We start from the raw sequence: 20,071 nt of genomic DNA, 5'->3' as shown, positions 1-20,071 counted from the left end.
TAAGCCCATGTTGCTAACCAAACCATTACTCGCATTTCGTCCAAACAAAATGGATTGGATTTTTGCGACTAAAACTTTTGTGGCTGGCATGTTGGCGCTTTATATCGCATTTTCTTTAAATTTGGCTTATCCGATTTGGGCAATTGGTACAGTATTTGTGATCGCTAACCCATATTCGGGTATGACGTCATCTAAAAGTATTTATCGGCTATTCGGAACATTATTAGGTGCAATCGTGTCGATTGCGGTGACACCATTTTTAATCAATACACCTGTGTTATTGACTTTATTCTTGGCAAGTTGGGTCGGTTTCTGTCTGTATATTTCCATGTTAGACAGAACACCGCGCAGCTATGTTTCGATGTTGGCGGGTTATACCACGGTCATTATCTGCTACAACATTGTTTATTATGCTGACACGGTATCTATCTTTGATATGGCACTTGGGCGCTTTTTGGAGATTGCTCTCGGGGTGGTGTGCAGTGCAATTGTCACCACCACCATTTTTCCAATGCATATTGGACCTGCGGTGCAAAGCCGTGTTGTAAAAACATTTCAGGATGTTCATGCATTATTTGATCAGATTTTACTGGATCAGAAACAGTTGGAGAATTACAACCAATTGTTGGGCAATATTACCCGAGATGCTTCAGATATCCATGTGTTGGCCGTGCATTTGTCCTATGAGAAATCGAACCTTCAGGGCATGACTAAACCCCTTCAGGAAATGTTGCACCAATTGACGATGCTGGTGGCAAATTTGGTTGCCATGTCCGAACGAATGAAGCAGTTAGATCAAATTGAGATGACATACCGTGAAAAGCTAAAAACTGTACATGCGCATATTGCAGAATATCTGCAAGATCATCATGAAATTAAAGCACAAGAATTAAATCTTTTACCCAGTCAGTTTGAATCCGACTTTGCTGCTTTAGTGCTATCGGCACCTCCTGAACAACAGCTCATTTTAAATGCCTTAAAGATGGATATTCGGCATTTTATTCAAAATGTGCGTGCGGTGAAATTGATTTGGCAACGCATTCAGCAAGGGGATGATAGCTTGCCAGAAAGTATGACACCGTTAACCACATCTTATCCGAGTTTGCACCGTGATCATGGGGTGGCTGTGCGCGGTGGAATTTCAGCGTTTATGATCATTCTGATTGCGACTGCATTTTGGATTTTAAGTGGTTGGAAAGCTGGATTCATGTTGGCTGAAATGGCCGCGATCAGTGCCTGCATTTTGACAGCAATGGATAATCCTGTCCCTGCATTGAAACTGTTTATCCGAGCGAATATTTATTCTGCTGTTGTGGTGTTTATTTATGCTTACGGTATTTTTCCGCATGTGACAACTTTTTGGGAGTTGGCCTTAGTGCTGGCACCATTTAGCATATTTTGCCTGATGTTGTTTCCACATCCGCCATTAGCAGGATTGGGTTTGCCTCTATTGATGGGGGTCATTATGGGGCTGAACTTGCAGAACCATTATATGTTGGATCAAATTGCATTTTTTGATGCTTCTATTGGTGCAGTCATTGGTCTGATGATTTCTGCTTATATCATTCACATTGTTCGCGCCATGTCCCCAGATATGGCTGTACAACGTATTTTGGCCTTACATTATAAAGCCGTCAGACAAGTCTTGTATTTATCTTATGGAAGCGATTTTAAAAAGCATTTGCGCAGTATGTTAGATCGGATTGGGGTGTTGAACAGTAAAGTAGTCCAGTCTGAACATCTCAAAAATGACATCAATTGGGCATTAATTGAAACCAGTGCAGTGATTGATTTAACCCGTTTACAAGAGTTAATTCACAAATTGCCAGAGCAAGACTCGATTGTCTCTGATATTGAAGATTTACAGCAGTCGTTAGATGACTATTTTCAAGCCAAAGAAATGCAGCGAACCCATGCCGATATTTTACAAAACTTGTTGCACCATCTTGCTGTGGTTTGCTCTGCAACGGATGACGTAGAAAATCGGGATGTTGCACAGCGTTTGAAGATTTCACTGAACAATATCCGCAGCAGTTTATGTCATCAAACTGGTTCACAGATGGCTGAACACGAAAAATGGATAGGGATATAAGGATGGGTGAACTTAATCTTTATGGGGTCTATGTCCCGATACTGTTAATTCAAAGCATACTTGCTTATTTCTTGCTGCAAATCGTGATGATGGCAACAGATCGACTGGTTGATCAGGAATGGATTGCATGGCCGAGCATCTTTAATTTATGCCTTTATGTGGTGCTGATTTTTCTGCTGCATGGGTTGTTTATTTTATGCGGCATCTAAGATGAAGATCAATATGATTCAAATTGAAATGAATGAGGTAAAGCAGATATGAGATCTTTTGATTTACGTAAAATAATCCGCCCGATTGTTTTGTTAGTCATGGTTTTAATGGCAGTTTTTGCTGTGATCCATATCTGGAATTATTATAATTCTGAACCGTGGACCCGTGATGGTCGTGTACGTGGAGATGTGATTCAGGTGTCTTCCGATGTTTCGGGGTTGGTGACGGATGTTTTAGTACAAGACAACCAAAGCGTTAGAAAAGGACAGGTGCTGTTTAAAATAGATGTGGCACGTCAAGCATTGGGTGTGGAACAAGCGAAATCTGATTTGAGCAAAGCCAAAGCAAGCTTAGCCGCAGCTGAGGCGAGCTTAGTGCAAGCCAAAGCCAATGTGATTGAATCCCAAGCGAGTAGTACGCTGGCTGAGAAAAATGCCAATCGTTATGCCAATTTAATGGAGGGTGCAATTTCTAAACAAGAACAAGATCAAATGTTTGCAGCACGAGATCAATCGCATGCTGAATATGAACAAATGCAAGCTGCAACAGAGCAGGCGCAAGCCAATATCAAGCAACAACAAGCCTTGATTGACGTTGCAAGCAGTCAGTTGCATATAGCGCAGTTAAATTTGCACCGTTCTGAAGTGATTGCTCCAGCAGATGGAACCTTATCTAATTTTGAACTTCGGGTTGGCAATTATGTCAAAGTTGGGCAAGCGGTAGCGGCATTATTAGACCGTAAGCAATTGTACGTAGTGGGTTATTTTGAAGAAACTAAACTCGATAAAATTTATGTTGGCGCACCTGCCACCATTCAGATGATGGGCGATGCTGAAAAATTAAAAGGCCATGTGCAAGGTATTGCTTCAGGTATTGAGGATCGGGAGCGGACTACGACTTCAGGACTTTTAGCCAATGTAAATCCAACTTTTAGTTGGGTGCGTTTGGCACAACGTGTACCAGTCAAAATTGTGTTAGATGAAATGCCGCACAATCAATTGGCATTTGTAGCAGGGCGCACGGCAACCATCCATATTGAAAAACTCATCCAGTAATCGACTTGTTTTTAATAGATCTAAATAAAAAGCCATTCAATTTTGAATGGCTTTTTTCGATGCAATATGACTTGAAATGATTTAATTTTTTGAACAGTTAAGGTGTTACACCTTTAGGGCTTCGATACCAACTTTCAATAAAAAGTGCAGCGGCAATACTATCCGCAGCCAACTTTTTACCTCGACCTTGCGCTTGATAATGATCCAACTCATCACGTGCTTCACGTGTGGTTAAACGCTCATCTACCATTAATGTTTCAATATTGGTTTGATGGCGTAAACGACGTGCAAACTTGCGCGAGCGCGCAGAAAGTTCGGATTCCGTATCATCCATATTTAACGGTAAACCCACTAAAAATAAAGTCGGTTGATACTGTTTCACAATCTTCAGTAATTCATCCCAGTTCGGAATGCCATCTTTCATAGGAAACAGGGCAAGCGGATTGGCACTTTCAATCATGGATTGACCCACTGCCATGCCCATTTTTTGTGTACCAAAATCAAAGGCCATAATCATGTAGGGTTGTGATAAATCAGGCATGTCCAATCTCTGATGAAAGCCAAGTTCGGTCTACGCCCATTTTTTTATAGGCAGCATCCAAACGGTCACCATAAGGTAAATTAAAAATTAAATCCATATCGGAATCACAGATCAGCCAAGCACCACGTGCCATTTCTTGTTCCAGTTGGTTTTTGCTCCAACTGGCATAACCTAAGGCAATTTGGTAACGTCCAACGCCTTCATTGTGTGCAATGGCATCTAAAATATCTTTAGATGTGGTAATACACACATTTTCACCCACAGCAATTGATGAATGCCATGTTGGCTGACCAGTATGCAGGACAAATCCAGCTTCAGGGCGTAAAGGCCCGCCTTGCAATACATCATGAGGATGAACATGATCCGCTTCGATTTCAAGGTCATTCAAGAGTTCTTTGATTGAAAGACCAGACGGGCGGTTAATAATGATACCTTGAGCGCCTTCTTCATCATGTCGTGCCAAATAAATAACGGTATTGGCAAAAAAATCATCGGCTAAATCAGGAGGCGCAATTAGACAGCGATGTGTCAGATATTGTTTAGTCATCTAAGCCATTCCCCCTTAAAATTAAAAAGCTGATTAAAATAATAATATTCTTCTGTTTAACTTACTAAACTAATTGAGTTTCGCCAATCATTTTTTGTGATTTAATCGACAAAATTAGACCTGCTGAAACTTAAGCTGACGTAATTGCTTGGTATGTTGTAGCGTGGTGTCATTAATTTCGACACCGCCCGTCATACGTGCCAGCTCATCAATCCGTTGTTCTTCTGTGAGGTTGATCATGGTACTGCTTGGAGTATTGGTTTGGTTTTTTTTTGATCAAGTGATTGATTGTTAAAAAAACTTAAAATAGGTCAAATTTTCACTCTATATTTATAATTTTGTCAAATTTATTGAAAAAAATGCGAAATACTTCATGTTTGTTTAGAAGATATTATTAATGGATAAATTATAGGGATTGTTTCATTATGTTTCTATATTGAAACAGACGGTTTTAATTTGTAGTATGTTTGTAATATTTTTATAATCACAATCTTATGTCTAATATTTTAAAGAAAACATTATTATTAGCGCTTTTTGCATCACCATTATATTCTCATGCAGGCGTGTTTGGAACTTACGATGATGAAGGAACACTTTTTCGAAATTCATTAAATTCTGAAATTCCATCTCCAGTATTGGCAAAAATTGAAGATAAAAAAGAATCAAAAGATGCAGTACTTTATTTGCTAGAAAAAGCACGCCTTTTACAGGTAAATCATCAATATCAAGAAAGTTCTGAACTTTATAAAAGTGCATTTGAACTTTTGGATAAGCAAAATAATCGCGCCAAAGTGAGTGTCTCTCGCATGGGGTTTAAAGCGCTGTCCATGTTAAGTAATGAATCGGTTGTACCGTACGACGTACCTTCTTATGAACAAGTTTTGGCACATATTGCTCAAGCAAAAAATTATATTTTTTTAAAAGATGTTGAAGCTGCTGGTGTAGAAATGCGTATTGCACAACGGATTCAGCGAGAAATTGAAATTGATCATGAAAAAGAATTAGCACGAAAAAAACCGAAAAACGAAAATAATCCTGCATTTAACACATTAGATGAGGCATTTTCTGGATTGGACCCAATTGCAGGGAAAATTAAAAATACGTATCAAAATGCTTATGCTTTTTATATGGCTGCAAATTTATGGGAAGCGGTAGGTGAATATAATGATGCGCTTGTTGATTATAAAAAATCTTATGAATTACAGTCTGATAGTAATATTGCACAAGATGTTCAGAGGTTGGATAAAATAACAGCAAGAAATAAAAGTATGGTGCCAGTCGTTGTTTTTATTGAACAAGGCATTATTCCTAGAAAAATTGAAAATAAACTCGCAATCCCGGTTCCAAATGGCATCGTCAATATTGCATTTGCAACCTATGAACCAAGTACCTATATTTCTCCAAAAAGTTTAAAAATAAAAATTAATCAGAATTATGAACAAAGTTATGTGGTAAGTGATATCGGTGCATTGGCTGTAAAAGACTTAAAAGAAAAAGTGATTGGAACAATGACTAGCCAAATTTTGAGAGCAACCACGAAGTTCGTTGCTCAACAACAATTAGGTCAGCAATTAGGATCTTTGGGGCAACTGGCTGGAAATTTAATGAATGTTGCAACTGAACGTGCAGATTTAAGAGCATGGTCGACCTTACCAAGTAATACACAAATTGCACGATTTGATTTAAAGCCCGGTAGCCATAAATTACAAATTTTAGGAAGTAGGGCAACTAGCCCAACGATTGATCTCAATGTAAGTCCAGATCAGACTGTATTTGTTTACGTTAACGACGTTAATGACAAAATTACAGCAAGTGTTAGCGCTATAAGCCACTAATTTTAAATAAGAGATTTTGATGAAAATATTAATCAACTTAACGTTCATAGGAATGATGAGTGCGGTAGCTGTGGGTTGTACTGCTCCGAATGCATTATCAACACAAACATCGACAGATGGCAGTTATGCCATAAAAACGGTCAGCAATAATCCAAAATTGACAACGCAGGTTATGGTTGAGCGAATTAGTATGGGGTATGCCGGAGACTTGAAGAAAGTTTCTATCGCAATTAAAGATCGCTGGTATGTCAGTAAAGAATTTGAGTACAAAATTATTTGGGTTGATGCGCATGGAATGGAAGTGGCTCCTGAAGGTGCAAGATGGAAGCCAATCCAGTTAACTGGGCGAGAAATTAAAACGGTACAGTCTGTGGCACCAAATCCATCAGCAGTTGATGTTGTTGTTTATTTAAAGAAAAATTAAGGTGATTGTTATGAAATTAAAATTATTTTTTGCGGCACTGATGACATCTTCAGTTCTAACTGGTTGTGCTTCAACTGGAAGTAGTGTGAGTTATGGTGATGCGCAGTCAGTTGAAACCTTAACCAAAGACTTTGGTTCAACAGACTTACAAATGATTGCTGACAAGATGGTTGATGACATGTTGACCTTCCCTGTGGTGATTCAATTAACACAAAATCGTCGTCCTGTCATGTTTGTAGATCGCATTCGTAATAAAACTCAGGAACATATTGATACTGAATCAATTACAGACACCATCCAAAATAAATTGATTAATTCGGGCAAATTCCGTTTTGTTGATATGACTTCTGCTAATGCTATGGCTGAACAATTGGCTTATCAAAAGCGCAGTGGAATGGTGAATCAATCTACTTCAGTTAAAGCTGGCGGACATATCGGTGCTGAATATATGTTAAATGGTAACTTATCGAGCATTGTGAAAAATGCAGGCGGTAAGAGTGATGTGTATTATAAGTTCACACTGAAATTACAAAATTTACAAACAGGAATCGTGGAATGGACAAGCGAAAAAGAAATTCGTAAATCTGCTAAGCGCTCAGCATTTGGTTTGTAATTTTTTTATGCAACTGTGCCATTGGCACAGTTGCTTTAGATGACTATAACTATGAAAAAAATCTTATTAACTGCATTAATTGCAGGTTGTATGAGTTCATCCACATTTGCAGCACTTAAAGAGGTTGTCAAAGAGGCTTCAGGTAGCGGAGTATCACAACATCAAGCTATTTCTGAAGCATTGTTGGTTGCTGTACAGTCTGTGAATGGTGCAACTGTTTCATCACGAGTTGATCTTGAAGAAACAGTGAATATTTCGGTGAGTAATAATCATTGGAGTTATTCAGGCAAAGTGTCCCCAGTTTTTAGTGTCGATAGTGTGGGTTCTGGTTCAGTTACTAAGTTTCAGGTACTGAGTATTTCTGGTTCGAAAAACAATTATCGAGCACGTGTACGTGCACACGTGGTTCAGTATGAATCCTCTGTTCACGATCAACATTTAAGACGCATTGCAGTATTACCATTTCAATTTTATGAAAAGAATAATCGTTCAGCTAGCAATAGTTCTGCAGATGAATTTAGTTCTGAATTAGCCGATTTATTAGGAAATTACCTCTCTCAATCGGGTCAATTGAGTTTGGTTGATCGCCATTATATTGATGAGATGCAATTTGAAAATGCATTTCTGCTATGGGATGGTGCTCCACATGAAATGGCGCGTATTGGACAAAAAGTAGGGGCGGATTATTTGTTGGTTGGTCGTCTTAATGAGCTTTCAGCTGCCAATGCACAGCAAATGTATGGAATGAACCAAGGTTCTGAACAAGTGCGTTTAACTTGGCGAGTCATTGAAGCCAATACTAGCAAGGTTGTTGCATCAGGTGTATTTAATCGGACATTACCCAAAAATAGTGTTCAGAATATTTTAAATGATACATTGAATGACAGCAGTGCAGAAAAAATTGCTCAAGGTTTAAGTCAAGAAGTTTTGGTGGGTTTAAAACTAACGCCATCAACGTCTTATGATCTTCAAAACGCTGGTTTTACTCCGACGTATGACATGACGCCTGGCTCTAGTGAGCAGCCTATAAAATGGTAAAAGCTTTGTAGTGATCGCTTTAAATCAAGACCAATAGCCAGCAAAGTCTATTGGTCTGACTATTTTAATGATATTGAAACTTAAGCTGACGTAATTGCTTGGCATGTTGTAGCGTCGTGTCATTAATTTCGACACCGCCCGTCATACGTGCCAGCTCATCAATCCGTTGTTCTTCCGTGAGGTTGATAATGGTACTGCTGGCAGGGTCGGTTTGACGTTTTTTAGCCAATAAATGCTGATCAGATTGGGCAGCAACTTGTGCTTGATGGGTGATACATAAAATTTGCACGTGTTGAGCTAAATCTGCCAATAAACGCCCGACCATTTCTGCGGTTCCGCCACTGATTCCGACATCAATTTCATCAAAAACTAAAACTTCAGATTCTGTTTTTTCCGCATTCATCACCTGCATGACCAATGCAATACGAGACAATTCACCACCTGATGCGACGCGTGCCAACGGCTGTGCGGGAATGCCTTTATTTGCGGTGAACAGCAGTTGAATAAAGCTAAACCCTTCGGCTGTTGCTTGTTCTAAGGGTTCAAATTTGAATTCGAAATAGGCTTCAGGCAAGGCCAATTGTTTGACTTGTTCAGTCAGTTTTTTCGCCAAAGGTAGTGCTGCTGCACGGCGAATTTCATCTAAGTGTCGTGCTTTGGCCAAAAAGTCTTGCTGAGATAAGGCAACCTGTTCAGCTAAAGTTTCAGGATCTTCCAGCTGATGCAGTTGTTCAAGCTCCGTTTGCCAAGTTTGATAATCCTGTTTTAGCTGTTCAGGCTGGGTTCGATATTTACGTGCTAAACGATGAAAGATTTCGAGTTGTGCATTTAGCTCTTCGACCCGTTCAGGATTGAAGCTTTGACGATCAATAAATTGGCGTAAATTCGCTGTCGCATCCTCAATTTCACTTTGGGCGTTGATTAGGGAATTATAAATTTCGGACAGTTGCTCGCTACGACCCGCATGCGATTCTAAACGACGAATAATCGTCGAGATATCTTGAGTGGTGTTTTGCTCAGCTTCATCCAAGGCATTTAAACTATAGCTACAATCTTGCATGATATGTTCATGATGGCTTAAACGGTCGAACTCTTGTTCAATCTCTTTATAGTCAATTTGGGTGATTTCTTCGAGCTCTTCAAGCTGCAAGGCTAAAGTTTCGATTCGTTGTTGTCGTGTCGCTTGTGCATCTAAGGCAGCTTGATGCTGACGAATGTCTTTTTGCCATGTGCTATAGGCCTCTCGGACAGCCTGCGCAGGTTGGTAAAAGTTACTGTAACGATCCAGCCAATGCTTCGGGTAGGGTGGTTCGAGCAATTGTTGCTGACTGTGCTGACTATAAAGTTGTACCAGTAAACGTCCAATTTCTTTTAGTTCAGAAAGACTACTTGGGCGACCATTAATCCATGCTTTGCTACGACCTGTAGCAAAAATGACCCGTCTTAAATGAATTTCACCCGATTCATCATCTAATTCATGGTTTTTTAACCATTCGGCTTCTGGACTTTGTGTTTGATAACTGAAAATGGCGGTGACATCCGCTTTATCATGACCAAAACGGACGTAATGGGTGTCCGTGCGTTCGCCTAAACATGCCGAAAGGGCATCTAATAATAAAGATTTACCCGCACCTGTTTCACCCGTCAGTACATTGAAACCTTGTTCAATATCAATGGCTAAATGATCGGCTAAAGCAAAATTGATCAGAGTTAAATGTGTCAGCATAAACGCATCCGAGCTGCGAAAAGTTTTAATCTAAGATAGTGAAAATTTGTTTTGGTCACAAGATAACTTTTATTTTAAGATGACGTAAAACATCATTATTTTACCTGATTTTCATTATAAAAATGAAATTACCTTTGCTTGAAGATACGTTATAACGCTTGCACAAGCATAAAGTTAATTCAATTTTTGTAAAATATTCGATGTTTTATGGTGAATATTCAAGGTAAAGCGCAGAAAAAGTGGTGTGGTGATGAATCTTGAATGGGCATTTCTTGTCTCATATTTAAACCATGAAAAATAGGGCAGAGCTATGGGTCATGAGCGAGATTGTATTGGGCGAGATTGCTCGGTTTTTCACTCTCCTTTGCGGATTAAAATCGTGACTGGAGGCAGTAGTTAAGCCTTTAGTCGGTGATGCACAAAAACATATTTGTGCTTCTGCTGCGCTTGTTTTAGACTCTCGCTAACAAATGGAAAAGCTTCTAAATATGGATATAGAAAAGTATCTATTTGGAAAATATTAATTTAGCTTTATGAACATCGATTGATTAGTTTAATGCTCAGCTTTAAACTACATCGGTCAAAAATTATAAATGCGCATTATCTGGAGAATACGCATGTCAAATCAGTTTGATCACGTGTCTGTTATCAAAAAATCGAATGTTTATTTCGGTGGGCTATGTATTAGTCATACTGTGCAATTTGAAGATGGTACAAAAAAGACTTTAGGGGTCATTTTACCAACGGAACAAGCACTGACTTTTGAAACTCATGTCCCTGAACGTATGGAAATTATTTCAGGTGAATGTCGTGTACACATCGCAGATCGCACTGAAAGTGAATTATTTCGTGCTGGACAGTCTTTTTATGTACCAGGCAATAGCCGTTTTAAAATTGAGACAGACGAAGTGCTCGATTATGTCTGCCATTTAGAAGGCTAAGTACAAGTCGCATTAAGGCAAAGAAATTTTGGCCTGAATCAGTTAAACTAGATTTGAGCATCAATCCTGTAAAGCCAGCTTTGCAGGATTTTTCTTTTTTGTATTGTATATATCTATTTTAGAGGCCGTTCATGGCAAAAACCGAATATTTTTATGGCGTTCACTCAGTGGAGTCATTACTTGAGCTTGAGCCAGAGCGTGTACTGACATTATTTACACTCAAAGGTCGTGACGATCAACGGTTGAAAAATGTTTTGGCTTTGGCAGATCCTTTTGGGATCAGTGTACAACAAGCCAGTCGCGACAAATTGGAAAAATTGGCGGGTCAGCCTTTTCATCAGGGGGTGGTTGCCGCAGTTCGTCCGCATCCCACACTGAATGAACAAGATTTGGATGAGTTACTAAAGCAAAATCCCCAAGCTTTATTACTCGCTTTAGACCAAGTGACAGATCCACATAACTTAGGTGCATGTATTCGTACAGCAGCGGCTATGGGTGTTGAAGCAGTGATTGTTGCACGGGATCGTTCGGCAAGCTTAACCCCAACAGCACGTAAAATTGCTGCGGGTGGTGCAGAAAAAGTGAAGTTTATTCAAGTGACGAATCTGGCACGTACTTTAGGTAACATTAAAGAAGAATTTAATGTTCGCGTGGTGGGTACGATGCTGGATGAAAAAGCCTTACCTGTACAAGAATTTGATTTCACTGGAACAGGGATTTGTGTGGTGATGGGCGCTGAAGATACAGGCTTGCGTCCAATTACGCAGTCACAGTGTGACCAAACGGTTTATATCCCAATGGCGGGTAATTTACAGAGCTTGAATGTCAGTGTCGCAACAGGTATGGCTTTGTATGAAGCGTGCCGTCAACGTAATGTGTAATCCTTGTTTATTTAAAATTTAAAAGTTGTTGGCAATGTCTCCCCGTTCTCAAGGTTATGTTTTTGTCCTCATTACCATGTGTATTTGGGGCGGATTCACCATTAGCTCTCGCTTAAGTGCACAGTGGGGGATTAGTGCGTGGGATATTACCGCATTACGTTTTGCTTTGGCCTTTTGTATTTTAATGCCGATTCTAATCTATAAAAAAGACACTGCTTTTCTATGGAAAAAACAACCTTTTCTTTTGGCAATGATTGGTGGTGTGGGGTATTGCCTGACGTCCTATAGTGCCTTTCATTATGTACCTGCAGCACATGCAGCCATTTTTTTAAATGGTTGTATTCCGCTGTGTACAGCAGTGGCTGCATTTTTGTTGTTTAAAGAGCCCTTCGATAAGCATACATGGGGCAGTTTAGTCATTATGCTGAGCGCCATTAGTGCGATGAGCTTTTTCTTGTATCAAGAAACAGGTGTAGCCTTTGGTTTTGGCGATCTGTTGTTTTTCTTAAGTGCCATTTGGTGGGGTGTTTTCACCGTTTTATTAAGACAATGGAAACTTTCTGCATGGCACTCTATGGCTGGTGTTGCGATTTGGTCTGCGGTTATTTATGTCCCGATCTATTTGATTTTTCTTCCAAAAAAATTGAGTGAACCAGAGCCTGTACATTTGCTGATGCAAACGATTTTTCATGGTGTGTTTGTGGTGATTGTGGCAACAATAAGCTATGTAGAAGCGATTAAACGACTCGGTGCATTTAAGACTGGGAGTATTGTTACGCTGGCACCTTTTATGGCGGCAATTTTAGCTGTACCACTTTTGGGCGAGCCTTTAAGTCGGGCAGTGATGTGCGGTTTGATTGGTATGGCAATCGGTGCTTTACAGCCGTGGCGTTGGATCATGCATAAAGACAGTTTACAGCAGCAACTGGATCGACAAAAAAAACAGTCTTAATCGACTGTTTTTTCTTTTTAGCATTTTAAATAGCGTTGATGCAGTGCTTTTAAATGATGGTATAGGTGTTCAAGATGACCGTCATTGAGCACAATATCATCGGCTAACTGTTGTTTTTGTTGGCGGGGCATTTGTGCCTGAATAATCTTATGAATTTGCTCAATAGATTGACCATCACGTTGGCTGGCACGCTGAATTTGTAATTCTTCGGTCGCATCAATCAATAAGGTGTGATGAGTTAATTTATGTTGATTGGTTTCAAAAAGTAGGGGGGAAACCAAAATGACATAGGGACTCGTCGCACTTTGCAGTTGATGAATAATGGACTGGCGAATCGCAGGGTGAGTAATCTGCTCTAAAATTTGACGTGCATTTGGATCTTTAAAGATGTGTTCGCGCAAAGCTCGGCGATTCAGTTCGCCATTTTCAAGTAAAACCCAATCACCAAAAGCAGTATGAATTTGTTGTAAAGTGGCTTGGCCTTTTTCAACCACTTCACGGGCCACAATATCTGCATCAACAACAGTGATGCCTTGGGTTTCAAACCATGTACTTGCAGCAGATTTTCCACTGCCAATGCCGCCTGTTAAACCCAAGATAAATGTCATAGAGCTACCTAAAATTATTGTCCTAAATATGCTTTCATAATTTGTTCACCCCAAATAAATGCAATCCAACCAGCAATAGCAATATAAGGGCCGAAGGCAAAAGGTTGATTTTCTTTACGTATTTTAAGCAAAATCAGACCAATAATTGCACCGACGAAGGATGAAAGTAGTACGATCAATGGCAGCATTAAAGGTCCCATCCAAGCGCCTAAAGCAGCCAGTAGCTTGAAATCGCCATAGCCCATGCCTTCTTTACCTGTGATGATTTTAAACAGGTAATACACAATCCAAAGGCATAAAAAACCAATAATATAGCCCCAGATTGCAGAAGTAGGCGAGGTGTAAATAGCATAGCTATTAACGCCTAAACCCAATGCGGCTAAAGTTAAGGTATAACGGTCAGGCAGGAGCTGGGTATCAAAATCGATAAAGGTTAGCGCGATCAGTATCCATGTCAAAAGCAGCCCGAAGAGCATTTGTAGCGTTGGCCCAAATACACTGACGATCACCAATGAGGCAAGAGCTGTCAGTAATTCAATCAGTGGGTAACGTATGCTGATTGGGTTTTGACAAGAACCACATTTGCCACGTAATACTAACCAACTGATGACGGGAATATTTTGATACCAGCGAATTTCACTACGGCATTTGGGGCAGGTGGATGCAGGTTTGCTTAAGGTAAGTTTAGATTCATCAATGATTGCTTGTTCAGGATGCAATAACAATTGGCAATCTGTACGCCATTCTTGTTCCATCATTTTTGGGGTGCGGTAGATGACAACATTGAGAAAACTACCGATGCATAGACTAAAAAGCCCAACTGCACAGTAAAGTGCGGTTGGGTTATTCATAAAATAAGAGATAAATTCTTGCATTACACCACAGAACCCATTTGGAAGATTGGAAGATACATTGCAATCACCAGACCACCGACCAGTACGCCAAGGACGGCCATAATCAGTGGTTCCATCATCGAGGTTAAACCATCAACAGCATTATCCACTTCATTTTCAAAATGGGTGGCAACTTTGTCGAGCATTGAGTCGAGTGCACCTGACTCTTCACCAATGGCCACCATTTGTACTGCCATGGATGGAAATTTATTGGTGACGCGCATGGCAAATTGCAGTTGTTGACCCGTTGCCACATCATCCCGAATTTTAAGCACCGCTTCTTCATAAACACAATTGTTGGTTGCACCGGCAGTCGATTCTAAGGCATCAATTAGTGGCACACCGGCAGCAAAAGTGGTGGCCAAGGTGCGACTATAACGGGCAATAATCGCCTTATAGACTAAGTCACCAAAAATAGGAGCTTTAAGCGCTGCTTTATCGAGAAAATCACGGAATTTTTTACTACGTTTTTTGGCTTCCATAAAGCCTGCGATAATGGCCCCAATCGCAATAATTAAAATAAACCAGTATTTTTGCATCCATTCCGACATATTCACCACCATTTTGGTAAAGGCAGGTAAATCTGCACCAAATGAACTAAATAAGTCTTGGAATACAGGAACGACTTTGACCATGAGAATAATGGTCACCACCAGTGCAACCACAATAACAGCCATAGGATATTTCATGGCTTTTTTAATTTTTTGCTTTAAAAGTTCACTTTTTTCTTTATAAATGGCGACCCGATCCAGCATGGTTTCTAATGCACCAGACTGTTCGCCCGATTCAACCAGAGAGCAAAATAAATTATCAAAATATTGTGGATATTTGCGCAACGCACCAGCAAAAGTATTACCGCCCTCAACCTCCCCTTTGATGCCTAATACCACTTCACGCATAGAGGGATTTTCAAGACCTTCCGCCACAATTTCAAAACTTTGGACTAAAGGCACACCTGCTTTCATCATTGTTGCGAGCTGACGAGTAAAGATGGTGATGTCGAGTGTGGAGACCTTTTTTTTCATTAAACCTTCGAGAATATTTTTTCGTTTTTCTCGAATGGTTTTAATGGTAATGCCTTGCTTACGTAAAGTCACTTTCGCCAGTGCCATATTACGTGCTGGTAATTCGCCCTTAAGTTTAGCCCCTTTACGGTCAATTCCTTCATAACTGAAGGTTGGCATCATCTGTGCTTTTTTGACAGCCATGAATTTATCCTTATTTTTAAATACTTTATCTATTCGCTAGTCACACGATTAACTTCTTGAAGAGAAGTTACCCCCTGCATGACTTTCATTAATCCTGAACGACGTAAATTATTAAACCCCGATTTTTCCGATGCTGCTGCAATTTCAAGTGCATTGCCATCTTCCATAATAATTTTCGAAATTTCAGGCGTTACTTTCATTACTTCATAAATACCCACACGGCCTTTATAACCATCACGACATTCTGAACAGCCTACGGGTTGATAAACTTGAAAATCTGGATGTTGTAGATCGTCTTCTTTAAAACCCATTTCCAATAAACTTAGGTCTGGAATATCTGAAGGGATTTTACATTGTGGGCATAAACGTCGAGCTAAACGTTGCGCAATAACTAAGTTTACAGAGGTTGCGATATTAAAGGAAGGTACGCCCATATTTCTTAAGCGTGTCAGTGTTTCAGGCGCACTATTGGTATGTAGTGTGGACATCACCATATGTCCAGTTTGTGCGGCTTTAATGGCAATTTCTGCGGTTTCTAAATCTCGAATCTCACCGACCATCACAATATCTGGATCTTGGCGTAAAAATGATTTGAGGGCGGCAGAGAAGGTTAAGCCCACTTTAGCATTAACATTGACCTGATTAACCCCCTCTAGGTTAATTTCGACTGGATCTTCGGCTGTTGAAATATTGGTATCTTCACGGTTGAGAATATTTAAGCCGGTATATAAAGAAACCGTTTTACCCGAACCTGTGGGACCTGTAATCAGTAGCATGCCTTGAGGTTTGTCCAAAGCCTGCATAAACAATTCTTTTTGCGCAGGTTCATAACCGAGTGCATCAATCCCCAACATCGCACTCGATGGATCTAAAATACGTAGTACCAGTTTTTCACCAAAGAGGGTGGGCAATGAGTTGACACGGAAGTCGATGGCTTTACTTTTTGAAAGTTTAAGTTTAATTCGTCCATCTTGAGGTAAACGTTTTTCAGAAATATCCATCTGAGACATGACTTTTAAACGCGAGGCTAGACGTGTAGCAAGTTGTAAGGGCGGGGTTGCAATTTGACGCAGGACACCATCGACACGATAACGCACGCGATACATTTTTTCATACGGTTCAAAATGTAAGTCGGAAGCACCCATACGAATCGCATCAATCAGCAGCTTGTTGATGTATTTAACAATTGGGGCTTCATCTTGTTGTTGTTCGTTGTCATCATCATCTTTATTGCTGAGATCTTCTTGTTCTAGATTTAAATCGATATCATCATCAGAAAATTGAAAACTATCCGCTTCGGCAAAATTTTGTTCAATCAGTTTTTCTAGTTTTGGATGCTCAACAATAATCGCTTCAATATTCATTTTGCTATTGAAGCGTATTGCATCCATGGCATCGATATTGGTTGGATTGCTCGTGGCGACGTAGAGCAAGTTACCACGTTTAAAAATCGGTAAAATACGATGTTTGGTAATCAGTTTTTCGTCAATGCCTTCACGGATAATCTGTGCAGAATCATAGGTGCTAAGATCAAAAAGCGGTTCGCCAAATTCTTGAGCGATTTTTTCAGCAATATCTAAGGACGAAATTTTTAATTGATCAATTAAAAAAGGAACAATATCTTGATTGGCTTTTTTGGCATTTAAGATTGCATTCTGCATATTTTCAGCAGAAATGAAGTCTTCTTCAACTAAACGTCGATTGAAACCGGTAAATCTAGGTGAACCTTTTAATGCTGTCATGCTTTAATATGCCTACTAAATCAATTTGTTTATAATTGGTATTTTTAAATTATACTTTTGTTATATAAAAATACCATATCTTAAAATGCTGTCATCTACTTAATATCACATAAAACTTTGAACCAGTCGTATTTACAAGATGAAGTTTTTTTTGAGAATGTTGTGATGTATGTTGAAAAATAAGTTTGGCATAAAAAAGCCATGCGAAAATTATCTAAAAAAGATTGAATTCCGTGTAGAATGTGCGCGGTTTAATGAATTGTTTTTAATAGGTTACTGTATGTCGGGTTCGGCTATTACTCCTTGGGTTGTCGGCAATTGGAAAATGAACCCAATGCAAGCAGATGCCAAAGAGCTGTTAAGTGGTTTTAAAAAATTATTGCAAAATAATGAAATTAAAGAAGAAAATTGTCATATCGGTATTGCGCCTAGCATGCTTGCTTTGACCAGTGTTCAAGCGGAATTGGCAAGTTCAGTGCGTTCCATTTATACCGTTGCTCAGAATGTTTCTCGTATAGCGGGATTGGGTGCTTACACGGGTGAAGTGAGCGCAGAATTACTGAAAGATCATCATATTGATTTTGTACTGATTGGTCATTCTGAACGGCGTGAAATTTTTAATGAAACGTCGCAAATCCTGAATGAAAAAGTTAAAAATGCTTTAACTGCTGGATTAACCATTATTTATTGTGTGGGTGAAAGCCTAGAACAGCGTGAAAATGGTCAAGCAGAGCAGGTGGTATTGCAGCAAATCTGTGATATTACTGCGGTGGTTCAAGCCGAGCAATGGCAAAAGATTGTGATTGCATATGAACCGATTTGGGCAATCGGTACGGGCAAAACAGCTTCACCTGAAGATGCTCAAACGATGCATGCTAAAATTCGTGAAGGTTTAACTCAAATTACACCGTTTGGTGCAAGCATGGCTATTCTGTATGGCGGTAGTGTTAAAGCCGAAAATGCAGTAGAGTTGGCGACCTGTCCAGATATTAATGGTGCGCTGGTGGGTGGTGCATCTCTAAATGCAGCGTCTTTTTATGAAATTGCTCAAGCTTTTGCAAATACAAAATAATTAGGAGTTCAGCATGCAAACTTTTGTGCTGGTGGTACATATTATCTTAGCCATTTTAATGATTGTATTGATTCTGGTACAACATGGTAAAGGTGCAGATGCTGGCGCATCATTTGGTGGCGGCGGTGCTGCCACTGTATTTGGTGCATCCGGTTCAGGTAACTTTTTAACGCGTTTGACTGCAGTTTTAACCGCGCTATTTTTTGTCACCAGTTTAACGCTAGCTGTATTTGCTAAAAAACAAACCACCGATGCTTATAGTTTAAAATCGGTACAAACAACCACGACTGCACCTGTGAATTCGAATGAAACTTCGCCAGTTGCACCGAAAACAGGCGAATAACCTGATTTAGTTCTTTCTTTTTGGACATGATCCGACTAGAATGCGACACAGCTGCGGTGGTGGTGGAATTGGTAGACACGCTACCTTGAGGTGGTAGTGCTTTCGGGCGTGGGGGTTCAAGTCCCCCCTTCCGCACCAACTTGTAATCCAGAACATAAGTTGGTGTGTGCAGCAAATCTGTTGATGCGGGATGGAGCAGTCTGGTAGCTCGTCGGGCTCATAACCCGAAGGTCGTTGGTTCAAATCCAGCTCCCGCTACCAATACTATTTAGAGGCAAACTAAATAGGCGATTTAAAATAAATTTTAATCGTGATTGAATTTTTGCAGGTTGATGCGGGATGGAGCAGTCTGGTAGCTCGTCGGGCTCATAACCCGAAGGTCGTTGGTTCAAATCCAGCTCCCGCTACCATTTTTGATTAAGGTGCAACTTAATCAAGCAACCATTGAAGATTTTTTGATTGAAAATGTTCAGTGAATTGTATATAATTTTTGCACGTTGTTGCGGGATGGAGCAGTCTGGTAGCTCGTCGGGCTCATAACCCGAAGGTCGTTGGTTCAAATCCAGCTCCCGCTACCAAGTTTCTAAAAGGCTCACAAAAATGGTGGGCCTTTTTGCACAGTGGACTTTGGTTTTTCTGTGTACACAGGGGCGATTACGCCCTTTTTTATTGGCTATCGTGTAGTGTCGACATCCATTGGTCAAATTGTCATGTTTCACTACTAATATAGTTGAGTTAGTCTGAACCGGTCACAGCGACTATTGAATCGCACAACAATGACGAGAGTAAATGAAGCTATCAAATAAAACTCAAGCACTTCAAGACCTAATAACTCCTGCAGTGCAAGCTTGTAATGTAGATCTTTGGGGAATCGAATTTATTCCTCAAGGTAAACGTTCTTTATTGCGTATCTATATTGATAAAGCGAACGAAAATAACACGCAACCTGTCATGAATGAAGATGGTGAGCTTGAACAAGGTCAGGGTATTGGCGTACAAGACTGTGTTCGTGTAACCCAGCAAGTAGGTGCAACGCTTGACGTACATGATCCAATTTCTGGCGAATACTCACTTGAAGTATCTTCACCGGGTTGGGATCGTCCATTCTTCCAACTTCACCAGATGCCAGCTTATATTGGAAAGCAAATTGCTTTACGTCTGATTAGTGCCGTAGAAAACCGTCGTAAATTTCAAGCAAAACTGATTGCTGTTGATCTTGAGAATGAGATCATTCAAGTTGAAGTTGAAAATCAACACGTACTTGAAATAGACAGTCATAATATCGACAAATCAAATTTGATCTACCAAGATTAATTCATTCAATAAATAAGAATCTGAACGAATAGGTGA

General features: G+C 39.9%; 20 protein-coding genes, 4 tRNA genes and 1 pseudogene. 17 read left to right on the top strand and 8 right to left on the bottom strand.

Going from position 1 to position 20,071, the window contains the following annotated elements:
• The first annotated feature begins 7 nt into the window (after positions 1-7).
• Genes BLV99_RS01480 through BLV99_RS01470 form a run of 3 tightly spaced genes read left to right on the top strand, consistent with a single transcriptional unit; the run spans position 8 to position 3,357 of the window.
• The gene (locus tag BLV99_RS01480) at positions 8-2,092 is read left to right on the top strand and encodes an FUSC family protein (protein WP_092687007.1); all 2,085 of its coding nucleotides are present in this window, start codon (positions 8-10) and stop codon (positions 2,090-2,092) included.
• Between the two features lie 2 nt (positions 2,093-2,094).
• Positions 2,095-2,301 carry a DUF1656 domain-containing protein gene (locus tag BLV99_RS01475; protein WP_086183941.1) on the top strand — a complete coding sequence of 69 codons (207 nt, stop codon included), beginning with the start codon at positions 2,095-2,097 and terminating at the stop codon, positions 2,299-2,301.
• 48 nt (positions 2,302-2,349) lie between these two features.
• The gene (locus BLV99_RS01470; protein WP_092687004.1) at positions 2,350-3,357 is read left to right on the top strand and encodes an HlyD family secretion protein; all 1,008 of its coding nucleotides are present in this window, start codon (positions 2,350-2,352) and stop codon (positions 3,355-3,357) included.
• A gap of 97 nt (positions 3,358-3,454) precedes the next feature.
• Here BLV99_RS01470 and ruvX read toward each other — a convergent pair whose 3' ends face one another.
• The 3 genes and pseudogenes from ruvX to BLV99_RS18590 all read right to left on the bottom strand — a co-directional run.
• Complete coding sequence (gene ruvX / locus BLV99_RS01465; protein ID WP_092687001.1) at positions 3,455-3,898, bottom strand: Holliday junction resolvase RuvX; 444 nt, start codon at positions 3,896-3,898, stop codon at positions 3,455-3,457.
• Positions 3,891-4,445 carry a YqgE/AlgH family protein gene (locus BLV99_RS01460; RefSeq protein ID WP_086165168.1) on the bottom strand — a complete coding sequence of 185 codons (555 nt, stop codon included), beginning with the start codon at positions 4,443-4,445 and terminating at the stop codon, positions 3,891-3,893. Before BLV99_RS01460 ends, ruvX begins: the two co-directional genes overlap by 8 nt.
• Positions 4,446-4,559: 114 nt before the next feature.
• Positions 4,560-4,718: pseudogene (locus BLV99_RS18590) on the bottom strand (hypothetical protein); the annotation flags it as partial.
• Between the two features lie 221 nt (positions 4,719-4,939).
• Here BLV99_RS18590 and BLV99_RS01455 point away from each other — a divergent pair.
• From BLV99_RS01455 to BLV99_RS01440, 4 genes are read left to right on the top strand one after another with little or no spacing between them, the layout of a single operon-like run.
• Complete coding sequence (locus BLV99_RS01455) at positions 4,940-6,280, top strand: COG3014 family protein (protein WP_092686998.1); 1,341 nt, start codon at positions 4,940-4,942, stop codon at positions 6,278-6,280.
• 55 nt (positions 6,281-6,335) lie between these two features.
• A complete protein-coding gene (locus tag BLV99_RS01450) occupies positions 6,336-6,704 on the top strand; it encodes a DUF1425 domain-containing protein (RefSeq protein WP_244516268.1) in 369 nt (122 codons plus the stop codon).
• A 10-nt stretch (positions 6,705-6,714) separates the two neighbouring features.
• Positions 6,715-7,317 (top strand): penicillin-binding protein activator LpoB, encoded by a 603-nt coding sequence (lpoB, locus tag BLV99_RS01445; protein ID WP_074947024.1) that lies wholly within the window; start codon positions 6,715-6,717, stop codon positions 7,315-7,317.
• Positions 7,318-7,368: 51 nt separating this feature from the next.
• The gene (locus BLV99_RS01440) at positions 7,369-8,355 is read left to right on the top strand and encodes a CsgG/HfaB family protein (RefSeq protein ID WP_092686992.1); all 987 of its coding nucleotides are present in this window, start codon (positions 7,369-7,371) and stop codon (positions 8,353-8,355) included.
• A gap of 64 nt (positions 8,356-8,419) precedes the next feature.
• Here BLV99_RS01440 and recN read toward each other — a convergent pair whose 3' ends face one another.
• Positions 8,420-10,081 (bottom strand): DNA repair protein RecN, encoded by a 1,662-nt coding sequence (gene recN, locus BLV99_RS01435; protein WP_092686989.1) that lies wholly within the window; start codon positions 10,079-10,081, stop codon positions 8,420-8,422.
• A 617-nt stretch (positions 10,082-10,698) separates the two neighbouring features.
• Here recN and ppnP point away from each other — a divergent pair.
• The 3 genes from ppnP to BLV99_RS01420 all read left to right on the top strand — a co-directional run bounded on the left by ppnP (position 10,699) and on the right by BLV99_RS01420 (position 12,855).
• On the top strand, positions 10,699-11,022 hold the full coding sequence (ppnP, locus tag BLV99_RS01430) for a pyrimidine/purine nucleoside phosphorylase (protein ID WP_004650032.1): 324 nt from the start codon (positions 10,699-10,701) through the stop codon (positions 11,020-11,022).
• 131 nt (positions 11,023-11,153) lie between these two features.
• On the top strand, positions 11,154-11,903 hold the full coding sequence (gene rlmB / locus BLV99_RS01425; RefSeq protein ID WP_086183937.1) for a 23S rRNA (guanosine(2251)-2'-O)-methyltransferase RlmB: 750 nt from the start codon (positions 11,154-11,156) through the stop codon (positions 11,901-11,903).
• 34 nt (positions 11,904-11,937) lie between these two features.
• Entirely contained in the window at positions 11,938-12,855 is a 918-nt protein-coding gene (locus BLV99_RS01420) for a DMT family transporter (protein WP_092686986.1), read from the top strand.
• A 17-nt stretch (positions 12,856-12,872) separates the two neighbouring features.
• On the opposite strand, the gene coaE is transcribed toward BLV99_RS01420, so the two are convergent.
• From coaE to pilB, 4 genes are read right to left on the bottom strand one after another with little or no spacing between them, the layout of a single operon-like run.
• Complete coding sequence (coaE, locus tag BLV99_RS01415) at positions 12,873-13,463, bottom strand: dephospho-CoA kinase (protein ID WP_092686983.1); 591 nt, start codon at positions 13,461-13,463, stop codon at positions 12,873-12,875.
• 14 nt (positions 13,464-13,477) lie between these two features.
• Complete coding sequence (locus tag BLV99_RS01410; RefSeq protein WP_092686980.1) at positions 13,478-14,338, bottom strand: prepilin peptidase; 861 nt, start codon at positions 14,336-14,338, stop codon at positions 13,478-13,480.
• Entirely contained in the window at positions 14,338-15,564 is a 1,227-nt protein-coding gene (locus tag BLV99_RS01405; protein WP_086183933.1) for a type II secretion system F family protein, read from the bottom strand. The genes BLV99_RS01410 and BLV99_RS01405 overlap by 1 nt, the downstream gene beginning before the upstream one ends.
• A 29-nt stretch (positions 15,565-15,593) precedes the next feature.
• Entirely contained in the window at positions 15,594-17,306 is a 1,713-nt protein-coding gene (gene pilB / locus BLV99_RS01400) for a type IV-A pilus assembly ATPase PilB (protein WP_092686977.1), read from the bottom strand.
• A gap of 280 nt (positions 17,307-17,586) precedes the next feature.
• On the opposite strand from pilB, the gene tpiA reads away from it, so the two are divergent.
• The 7 genes from tpiA to rimP all read left to right on the top strand — a co-directional run bounded on the left by tpiA (position 17,587) and on the right by rimP (position 20,035).
• Positions 17,587-18,378 (top strand): triose-phosphate isomerase, encoded by a 792-nt coding sequence (tpiA, locus tag BLV99_RS01395; protein ID WP_092687136.1) that lies wholly within the window; start codon positions 17,587-17,589, stop codon positions 18,376-18,378.
• 13 nt (positions 18,379-18,391) lie between these two features.
• Positions 18,392-18,721, top strand: a complete 330-nt coding sequence (gene secG / locus BLV99_RS01390; protein WP_004650022.1) for a preprotein translocase subunit SecG — start codon at positions 18,392-18,394, stop codon at positions 18,719-18,721.
• 53 nt (positions 18,722-18,774) lie between these two features.
• Positions 18,775-18,859: transfer RNA gene (locus tag BLV99_RS01385), tRNA-Leu, on the top strand.
• 46 nt (positions 18,860-18,905) lie between these two features.
• A tRNA-Met gene (locus BLV99_RS01380) sits at positions 18,906-18,982 on the top strand.
• 72 nt (positions 18,983-19,054) lie between these two features.
• Positions 19,055-19,131 (top strand) — tRNA-Met (locus tag BLV99_RS01375).
• A gap of 91 nt (positions 19,132-19,222) precedes the next feature.
• Positions 19,223-19,299, top strand: a tRNA-Met gene (locus BLV99_RS01370).
• 211 nt (positions 19,300-19,510) lie between these two features.
• Positions 19,511-20,035: a ribosome maturation factor RimP gene (rimP, locus tag BLV99_RS01365; protein WP_086183930.1), complete on the top strand. Its 525-nt coding sequence runs from the start codon at positions 19,511-19,513 to the stop codon at positions 20,033-20,035.
• Positions 20,036-20,071: the final 36 nt, after the last annotated feature.

It is taken from the genome of Acinetobacter kyonggiensis (assembly GCF_900107285.1).
Lineage (GTDB): Bacteria > Pseudomonadota > Gammaproteobacteria > Pseudomonadales > Moraxellaceae > Acinetobacter > Acinetobacter kyonggiensis.
Note: the sequence above shows the minus strand (reverse complement) of the source record. Positions and strands in the feature narration are given on the sequence as shown.

What these genes read in the sequence shown, in the direction of transcription:
- secG (WP_004650022.1), top strand. Translation starts at nt 18,392, where the DNA reads ATGCAAACTTTTGTGCTGGTGGTACATATTATCTTAGCCATTTTAATG.
- BLV99_RS01440 (WP_092686992.1), top strand. Translation starts at nt 7,369, where the DNA reads ATGAAAAAAATCTTATTAACTGCATTAATTGCAGGTTGTATGAGTTCA.
- BLV99_RS01470 (WP_092687004.1), top strand. Translation starts at nt 2,350, where the DNA reads ATGAGATCTTTTGATTTACGTAAAATAATCCGCCCGATTGTTTTGTTA.
- BLV99_RS01405 (WP_086183933.1), bottom strand. Translation starts at nt 15,564, where the DNA reads ATGGCTGTCAAAAAAGCACAGATGATGCCAACCTTCAGTTATGAAGGA.
- pilB (WP_092686977.1), bottom strand. Translation starts at nt 17,306, where the DNA reads ATGACAGCATTAAAAGGTTCACCTAGATTTACCGGTTTCAATCGACGT.
- coaE (WP_092686983.1), bottom strand. Translation starts at nt 13,463, where the DNA reads ATGACATTTATCTTGGGTTTAACAGGCGGCATTGGCAGTGGAAAATCT.
- BLV99_RS01410 (WP_092686980.1), bottom strand. Translation starts at nt 14,338, where the DNA reads ATGCAAGAATTTATCTCTTATTTTATGAATAACCCAACCGCACTTTAC.
- ruvX (WP_092687001.1), bottom strand. Translation starts at nt 3,898, where the DNA reads ATGCCTGATTTATCACAACCCTACATGATTATGGCCTTTGATTTTGGT.
- BLV99_RS01480 (WP_092687007.1), top strand. Translation starts at nt 8, where the DNA reads ATGTTGCTAACCAAACCATTACTCGCATTTCGTCCAAACAAAATGGAT.
- BLV99_RS01420 (WP_092686986.1), top strand. Translation starts at nt 11,938, where the DNA reads ATGTCTCCCCGTTCTCAAGGTTATGTTTTTGTCCTCATTACCATGTGT.
- tpiA (WP_092687136.1), top strand. Translation starts at nt 17,587, where the DNA reads ATGTCGGGTTCGGCTATTACTCCTTGGGTTGTCGGCAATTGGAAAATG.
- lpoB (WP_074947024.1), top strand. Translation starts at nt 6,715, where the DNA reads ATGAAATTAAAATTATTTTTTGCGGCACTGATGACATCTTCAGTTCTA.
- BLV99_RS01455 (WP_092686998.1), top strand. Translation starts at nt 4,940, where the DNA reads ATGTCTAATATTTTAAAGAAAACATTATTATTAGCGCTTTTTGCATCA.
- BLV99_RS01450 (WP_244516268.1), top strand. Translation starts at nt 6,336, where the DNA reads ATGAGTGCGGTAGCTGTGGGTTGTACTGCTCCGAATGCATTATCAACA.
- ppnP (WP_004650032.1), top strand. Translation starts at nt 10,699, where the DNA reads ATGTCAAATCAGTTTGATCACGTGTCTGTTATCAAAAAATCGAATGTT.
- rimP (WP_086183930.1), top strand. Translation starts at nt 19,511, where the DNA reads ATGAAGCTATCAAATAAAACTCAAGCACTTCAAGACCTAATAACTCCT.
- recN (WP_092686989.1), bottom strand. Translation starts at nt 10,081, where the DNA reads ATGCTGACACATTTAACTCTGATCAATTTTGCTTTAGCCGATCATTTA.
- BLV99_RS01475 (WP_086183941.1), top strand. Translation starts at nt 2,095, where the DNA reads ATGGGTGAACTTAATCTTTATGGGGTCTATGTCCCGATACTGTTAATT.
- rlmB (WP_086183937.1), top strand. Translation starts at nt 11,154, where the DNA reads ATGGCAAAAACCGAATATTTTTATGGCGTTCACTCAGTGGAGTCATTA.
- BLV99_RS01460 (WP_086165168.1), bottom strand. Translation starts at nt 4,445, where the DNA reads ATGACTAAACAATATCTGACACATCGCTGTCTAATTGCGCCTCCTGAT.